6 protein-coding genes and 2 tRNA genes are annotated in these 5,068 nt (G+C 71.9%); 4 read left to right on the top strand and 4 right to left on the bottom strand.

The genetic code is table 11. The annotated features are described in order from the left end of the window. Positions 1–237: 237 nt before the first annotated feature. Positions 238–1,746, bottom strand: a complete 1,509-nt coding sequence (locus Q7T52_RS03105; protein ID WP_304799294.1) for an NAD(P)/FAD-dependent oxidoreductase — start codon at positions 1,744–1,746, stop codon at positions 238–240. A gap of 243 nt (positions 1,747–1,989) precedes the next feature. Between Q7T52_RS03105 and Q7T52_RS03100 the strand changes: the two genes are divergently transcribed. The 3 genes from Q7T52_RS03100 to Q7T52_RS03090 are packed head-to-tail and all read left to right on the top strand — an operon-like array spanning position 1,990 to position 3,694. Further along, the gene (locus Q7T52_RS03100) at positions 1,990–2,967 is read left to right on the top strand and encodes an ATP-binding protein (protein ID WP_304799292.1); all 978 of its coding nucleotides are present in this window, start codon (positions 1,990–1,992) and stop codon (positions 2,965–2,967) included. Further along, complete coding sequence (locus Q7T52_RS03095) at positions 2,964–3,365, top strand: CrcB family protein (protein WP_304799290.1); 402 nt, start codon at positions 2,964–2,966, stop codon at positions 3,363–3,365. Before Q7T52_RS03100 ends, Q7T52_RS03095 begins: the two co-directional genes overlap by 4 nt. Continuing rightward, positions 3,362–3,694, top strand: coding sequence for a CrcB family protein (locus Q7T52_RS03090; RefSeq protein ID WP_304799288.1), 333 nt, complete (start codon positions 3,362–3,364; stop codon positions 3,692–3,694). Before Q7T52_RS03095 ends, Q7T52_RS03090 begins: the two co-directional genes overlap by 4 nt. Before the next feature lie 4 nt (positions 3,695–3,698). Here Q7T52_RS03090 and Q7T52_RS03085 read toward each other — a convergent pair whose 3' ends face one another. The 3 genes from Q7T52_RS03085 to Q7T52_RS03075 all read right to left on the bottom strand — a co-directional run bounded on the left by Q7T52_RS03085 (position 3,699) and on the right by Q7T52_RS03075 (position 4,378). Beyond that, positions 3,699–4,049, bottom strand: coding sequence for a metallopeptidase family protein (locus tag Q7T52_RS03085; protein ID WP_304799296.1), 351 nt, complete (start codon positions 4,047–4,049; stop codon positions 3,699–3,701). Between the two features lie 74 nt (positions 4,050–4,123). Then, positions 4,124–4,197: transfer RNA gene (locus Q7T52_RS03080), tRNA-Asp, on the bottom strand. 108 nt (positions 4,198–4,305) lie between these two features. After that, positions 4,306–4,378: transfer RNA gene (locus Q7T52_RS03075), tRNA-Glu, on the bottom strand. Positions 4,379–4,455: 77 nt separating this feature from the next. Between Q7T52_RS03075 and Q7T52_RS03070 the strand changes: the two genes are divergently transcribed. Then, entirely contained in the window at positions 4,456–5,016 is a 561-nt protein-coding gene (locus Q7T52_RS03070) for a TerD family protein (RefSeq protein ID WP_304799286.1), read from the top strand. Positions 5,017–5,068: the final 52 nt, after the last annotated feature.

Here is a 5,068-nt window from a genome sequence, read left to right as displayed (position 1 = left end):
CGACGGCGAGCCGAGCTTGCGAGGCCTCGCCGTTGCGCGCCGGGAAGCAGACCGCGAGAGGCTCGGGGTCAAGGATCGCGCAGCGACCGCGAAGCGGCGCCGAAGGCGTCCTTGACGCCGAGACGCGGTCTGCTACGCGCGCGGCCACCCGACCCGGACCACGTGTGACCCCACGAAGCAGACATGGCTTCGAGGCTCGCTGCGCTCGCACCTCAGCCGACGGGCGACGTGGAGCGCCTAGACCTTGCCGGCCGACACCTTGACTCCGCGCTCGCTGGAGTCGGTGAGCCGGACCTCCTCGGCGGCCTGGGCCTCGAGCTCCTCGCGTCGCGACCGCTCGGCGGCAGCGTCGAGCTCGCCGGGGGCGGAGACGAGGTCGGTGGCGCCGCGACGGAGGCGGGCCAGGGCGATGCGCCCGAAGATCTGCTGCTCGGTGGCGGTGCGCTCGGAGCGGCCGCGGCCGAGGAACGAGACGAACCAGTGCATGACGGCGGTGATGCGGTTCTTGAAGCCGGTGATGTAGACGAGGTGGACGGCGAGCCACATCAGCCAGGCGATGAAGCCGGTCAGGCGCAGCTTGCCGACCGTGGCGACGGCGTTGAAGCGGCTGATGGTGGCCATCGAGCCCTTGTCGAAGTACTTGAACGCCTCCTGGGCGGGCTTGCCCTTGAGGCGGCCGTCGATCTCCTTGGCGGCGTACTTGGCGCCCTGGATCGCGACCTGCGCGACGCCGGGGAGGTGGTCGAGGGCGATCATGTCGCCGACGACGAAGACCTCGGGGTAGCCGGGGAGCGTGAGGTCGGGGTTGACGCCGATCCGGCCGGCGCGGTCGAGCGGGGCGCCGGTCTGGTCGGCGAGGGTCTTGGACAGCGGCGAGGCCTGGACGCCGGCGGCCCACACCTTGGTGACGGCGTTGACGCGCTCCTCGCTGCCGTTCTTGAACTTGACGGTCAGGCCGCGCTCGTCGACGTCGGTGACCATCGCGCCGAGCATGACCTCGACGCCGAGCTTCTCGAGGCGCTCCTTGGTCCACTGGCCGAGCTTCTGCCCGAAGGGCGGCAGCACCTGGGGTGCGGCGTCGATGAGGACGACGCGGGCCTCGCGGGTCTCGATCGCGTGGAAGTCGCGCTTGAGCGTGCGGTGGGCCAGCTCGGCGATCTGGCCGGCCATCTCGACGCCGGTGGGGCCGGCGCCGACGACCACGAAGGTCAGGAGGTGGTCGACGTTGTCGCCGCGGGTGGCGCCGAGCTCGGCCATCTCGAAGGCGCCGAAGATCCGGCCGCGCAGCTCGAGGGCGTCGTCGATGCTCTTCATGCCGGGGGCGAACTCGGAGAAGTGGTCGTTGCCGAAGTAGGACTGACCGGCACCGGCGCCGACGATCAGCGAGTCGTAGTGGTTGACCGTCTCGCGGCCGAGCACGTGGGAGGTGACCGTGCGCTTGGCCAGGTCGATGGCGGTGACCTCGCCCAGGAGCACGCGGGCGTTCTTCTGGCCGGACAGCACCTCACGCGTGGGCGGGGCGATCTCGCCCTCGGAGAGGATGCCGGTCGCGACCTGGTAGAGCAGCGGCTGGAAGAGGTGGTGGGTGGTCTTGGCCACCATCGTGACGTCGACGTCGGCGCGCTTGAGCGCCTTGGTGCCGAACAACCCGCCGAAGCCGGACCCGATCACCACGACCTGGTGGCGCGTCGACGCGTTGCCCGCGGTGTCGCGGCTGTTCTTGCTGGTGTCGGGGTTGGTCGACATCGGGCGCTCCATCTTTCGTGCGGACTGCCTGTCGGTACCCATTCTCCCGCGTCCCGCCGTAGGACGGCCAACCCACGGGCGCGTCTCGTGCGTCACAGCGCGGATTTTGCGACAATCTTCAATCGTTCGTGTTTCGCCCGGGCTCGGTCGGGTAGGCGAGCCGGGATCGGCCCTCACCGGGTCCCTCCCTCCCACGCCTCGTTCGACCCGACCGCAACTCGCCCGACCGTCCGGAGACAGCTCGTGCCGCTCAACAGGCCCGCCCTCTCGCTGGGTGCTGGTCCGCGTGGCGTCCAGGACGCCCGCCGCTGGGTGGTCGGCACCTTCCGCGACATCGGGCGCGACGACCTCGTCGAGTGCGCCGAGATGGCGGTCTCCGAGGTCGTGACCAACGCGCTGCTCCACGGCTCGCCGCCGATCCAGGTCCGGGTCCGCGGCACCCGCGAGCACCCGCGCGTCGAGGTGAGCGACGGGTCGCAGGACGCGCCCTCGCTGCCGTCCGCGCCGCCCGACCTCGACTCGATCGACGACTTCGACCTCGACGGGCTCGACGACATGCTGCTGACCTTCGGGCGCGGCCTGAGCATCGTCGCCCGGGCCTCCGACGCCTGGGGCGCCGAGATCGAGGACGAGGGCAAGACGGTGTGGTTCACCCCCGCGTCGTCCTTCTCCGAGGACTCCGGCGCCGAGGGCGTCATCACCGGCACCCCGGTCCTCGACACCACCGGCGAGCAGCCGGTCGACCCCACCAAGTTCCGGCTGGTGGGCGTCCCGGTGCGCGACTACGTCTCGTTCCACAACCACTTCCGCGAGCTGCGCCGCGAGGTGCGGCTGCTGGCGATGGCCAACGAGGCCGACTACCCGCTCGCCCGCGACCTGGCCGAGGTGTTCCACCAGCTCGGCCGCCCGCTGACCCTCGGCTCGGTGCGCGACGAGATCGACCGCGCCCAGGAGGCCGGCGAGCACTCGGCCGACCTCGAGGTGCTGATGGGCCGTGAGGAGGCCCGCGGGATCGCCCGCTTCATCGAGCTGCTCGCCCTCACCGACGCCTTCGCCCGCGAGGAGAAGATGCTCGCGCTCGCCCGCACCCCGCGCCAGGTCGACTTCCAGACGTGGTTCCTCAGCGAGCTGGTCCACCAGGCCGAGGGCGAGGCGCCCCGGGCCTGGGTCGACAACGACGACAGCAACGGCAACACCGCGCGCCGCTCCAGCGTGTCGTGACGGCGCGCCCGACGCTCGGGCTCTGCCTGTGCGTGGCGGCAGGGGGCGCGGTCGGCGCCGTGCTGCGCCTCGGCGCCGGCGAGTGGGTCCCCGACGGGAGCGGCTTCCCGTGGACCACCTTCGCGATCAACGTCTCCGGCTCGCTGCTGCTGGCCCTCCTCCCCGCCCTCGCCGCCGTACGCCGGTCACCGGCCTGGGCGGCCGCCCTCGGCCCCGGCGTGCTGGGCGGCTACACGACGCTCTCGGCCTGTGCCGAGCAGGGCCGGGCGCTGCTGGCGGACGGCGACACCGCCCTCGGGGCGGCGTACCTCGTCGGGACGCTGGGCGCCAGCTGGGTCGCGGTGCTCCTCGCCACCACCCTCACCCGCCGCCGCGTGCCCGCGGAGGAACCCCGGTGACCGTCCTGCTCGTCGCGCTGGGCGCGGCCGTCGGGGCGCCGCTGCGGTTCCTGGTCGCGAGCCGCCTCGACGACCGGCTCCGCGCCGTCGCGCTCGGCACTCTCGCGGTCAACGTCGCCGGGTCGTTCGTGCTCGGCGCCCTGTCCGGCGCGGCCGTCGACGGCGCCGCGCTGGCCCTGCTGGGCACCGGCTTCTGCGGCGGGCTGACGACCTACTCCGCCTTCGCGGTGCAGACGGCCGAGCGGGGTCGGTGGGGTCCGGCGTACGCCGCCGTCACCGTCCTCGGCTCGCTGGCCGCCTGCGCCCTCGGCTTCTGGGTCGCCCGCTAGTCGCCTAGGCGTAGCCGAGGTCGTGCAGCCGGTCGTCGTCGATCCCGAAGTGGTGGGCGACCTCGTGGACGACGGTGATCCGGACCTCCTCCTCGAGCTGGGCCGCGTCGTCGCAGTAGTCGAGCAGCGGGTTGCGGAAGACGAAGATCCGGTCGGGGAGCACGCCTCCGTACATGTCGTTGCGCTCGGTCAGCGAGACGCCGTCGTAGAGGCCGAGCAGGTCGTCGGGCTCGTCCTCGGGCGGCTCGTCCTCGACCAGCACGACGACGTTGCGCACCAGAGAGGCGAGCTCGTCGGGGATCTGGTCGAGGGCCCGGTCGACCAGGGCCTCGAAGGCGTGGCGCTCCATGTCCATCGGCACGACGCCATCATCGCGGTCGCGGCAAAACGCAGGAACGCTCCAGGTGGACCTGGAGCGTTCCTCTTCTGCGACCCCGACGGGACTCGAACCCGCGGCCTCCGCCGTGACAGGGCGGCGCGCTAACCAACTGCGCTACGGGGCCTTGATGGACGTGCTGGACGTGCTTGGTGGAGCGGTGGGAACTCTAACGCACGCCTTCCGCGAGCACCCAATCGGTTGCCTGTCGGGCGCTGGCGGGGTGGGGATGGCGTACCCCCAACGGGATTCGAACCCGTGCTACCGCCGTGAAAGGGCGGGGTCCTGGGCCGCTAGACGATGGGGGCCGGACTGCCGGACCATCGTAGTGGGAGGGCTCGACGGCCCTCACACGAGTTCGGGGTTCGCAGGTAGGTTGCCCTTCATGATCCAGCTGACCAAGGGCACCAACGCACCGTTGCAGGCGACGCAGGTGACGGTGACGGTCGACATCAACGCCACCGCCGACCTCTCGGCCCTCCTGCTCGCCGCTGGCGGCAAGGTGCGCACCGAGGACGACTTCGTCTTCTACAACGCCCCCCACGGCCCCGGTGTGCAGTGCAAGCCCCCGGCCGGCGGCACCGGCTGGCAGGTGATGGTCGACCTCGCGGCCGTGCCCGCCGACGTCGAGATCGTCCGCCTCGTGACCTCGCTCGACGACGGCGGCAAGACCTTTGGTCAGGTCGGGCAGCCGGTCGCCAAGGTGAGCGACGGGTCCGGCACCCCGCTCGTGGAGTTCGCGATGACCGACCTGTCGTCCGAGGTCATCGTCATGCCGATCGAGATCTACCGTCGCCAGGGCGCGTGGAAGGTCCGCGCGGTCGGCCAGGGCTACGCCGGCGGCCTCGCCGCGCTGCTCAAGGACCACGGCATCGACGCCACCGACGAGCCCACACCGGGCGCGAGCACCCCCGCGCCGCCGCGATGGCCTCGGCGCTCGCCGTGAAGGATTGCAGCGCCGAAGCCCTCGGCGCATCCGAGGACGCCCTGAGATCCAG

Source organism: Nocardioides sp., from assembly GCF_030655615.1.
Taxonomy (GTDB): domain Bacteria; phylum Actinomycetota; class Actinomycetes; order Propionibacteriales; family Nocardioidaceae; genus Nocardioides.
The sequence above is the reverse complement of the archived record's forward strand: the minus strand, read 5'-3'. Positions and strand labels throughout refer to the sequence as shown.

Excerpts from the sequence above, each read along its gene's own strand:
- Q7T52_RS03105 (WP_304799294.1), bottom strand. The coding sequence starts at position 1,746 with ATGTCGACCAACCCCGACACCAGCAAGAACAGCCGCGACACCGCGGGC.
- Q7T52_RS03085 (WP_304799296.1), bottom strand. The coding sequence starts at position 4,049 with ATGGACATGGAGCGCCACGCCTTCGAGGCCCTGGTCGACCGGGCCCTC.
- Q7T52_RS03070 (WP_304799286.1), top strand. The coding sequence starts at position 4,456 with ATGATCCAGCTGACCAAGGGCACCAACGCACCGTTGCAGGCGACGCAG.